This window comes from Rheinheimera nanhaiensis E407-8 (assembly GCF_000296695.1).
GTDB lineage: Bacteria > Pseudomonadota > Gammaproteobacteria > Enterobacterales > Alteromonadaceae > Alishewanella > Alishewanella nanhaiensis.
Window position 1 is genome coordinate 1 of record NZ_BAFK01000048.1, and the last position, 1,445, is coordinate 1,445.

2 protein-coding genes are annotated in these 1,445 nt (G+C 42.1%); both read right to left on the reverse strand.

Features of this window, described 5'->3' with window-relative positions; genetic code table 11:
- Positions 1-327: 327 nt before the first annotated feature.
- Positions 328-744: a hypothetical protein gene (locus RNAN_RS18495; protein WP_040552742.1), complete on the reverse strand. Its 417-nt coding sequence runs from the start codon at positions 742-744 to the stop codon at positions 328-330.
- A 25-nt stretch (positions 745-769) separates the two neighbouring features.
- On the reverse strand, positions 770-1,445 hold a 676-nt coding region (locus RNAN_RS18500), incomplete at its 5' end, for an RHS repeat-associated core domain-containing protein (protein ID WP_040552744.1).

The following is a 1,445-nucleotide window of genomic DNA, read 5'->3' on the forward strand; positions in this document are numbered from 1 at the left end:
TATGCGGTGTGCCCTACATCTGGCCGTACCAGGCGGCACAACTGTTGGTGTGCATTGTAAAAGGCAAAAAGCAAGACCTGACCCTAAAGCTACTACGGCACAACTGTTGGTGTGCATTGTAAAAGGCAAAAAACAAGACCTGACCCTAAAGCTACTGTTGTAAAAGGCAAAAAGCAAGACCTGACCCTAAAGCTACTGGCAAAAGGTCACTCGGCCAGTGGAAAGATGGCGAATTTGCTGAAGAGTGTTGCCTTCTTTGGTAACAAAAAGCCCCGCCGATACCGAGTTACTGGTGAGGGAGGGGCTTGAGGTTTATATTTTCAAAGCTTACGGTAGTTCAATCAATCTTTTATTTCTATATATCTCAGTCAACTTTTCGCTCTCGAACCTTAGCTCAACGACATCCAAAGAACTAGCGTTCAGATAAAATACCCATCTATCGCTCTGCTTAAATTCTTCACCAGACCCTATATGGAAGTAAGGTTCGACAAATATGTCAAATCCTGTGTCAGTAGCCAGAAGTTTAGTTGAAGCCTCTGTCACTTTTATACGAATGAAAACCTTGTCCCCAGCGCTTTTAACCCTCGAAAGGAATCCACTTAGTTCCGAATAAACTTTATCTTTGCTATCACCTATGGTTATTCCATATTTTTCGCCTTTAGTAATAGATTTTTCCCCATAATAAAATACTGCTATCAAAATCAATGCTATTAAAAAAAATATAAACAGTTTCAACGCTTTCATTTTAAATGACTCCCACGGGTCACAATTATTTTAATTTTTCTGCAAGCTTTTGAGATTCAATCCTACCTGATACCCTATAAACAGCAGGAGAGTTACCAACGTTCACAGTTGAAGATTGCTGATGCCCGGGCTGCCACCCACCAGAAGGTACGCTCGTGGAACCACCATCAGCAGCATTTGCAACCGCCCCAGCAGCAGAGTTACTATTAGCGGAGCCTGTTACAAGACTAGGTACGTACTTGTAGTTTCTGTTTTCTTGTACAGTGCTTGCCAAAAAGCCCACATCGTCATCTGAGGCGTCAATTGACCTAAAGGCTACCCCTTCTGCTCCATCAATACTTAAAGATTGCCATGCTGCGACATCATCCTCCCATGTTTGAGCGGCTCCACCAGAATTTACGTTATTAACAAGCCCCAATTTTCCATTTTCAAGAGGCCCCCATGAGTATACTTTTGCATTAGGATCGCCAAGATAATTTGCATGCGAGACAATAAAGTTGTGGTTTCCGATTGGAGAACCCTTTAGTGATCTGCTAACTAAATAGCTATCCCTGCCATCTGGATCGATGTATTTGTAGGGGTTATTGTTTGCGTAACTATAACGGTTAAAGTTATGTGGATTATCAAATCCAACAGGATCATTCGAGTAAAACCGCCCTATGACTGGATCATAATATCGTGCCTGCATATAAGTTAACTGC

What these genes read in the sequence shown, in the direction of transcription:
- RNAN_RS18495 (WP_040552742.1), bottom strand. Translation starts at nt 744, where the DNA reads ATGAAAGCGTTGAAACTGTTTATATTTTTTTTAATAGCATTGATTTTG.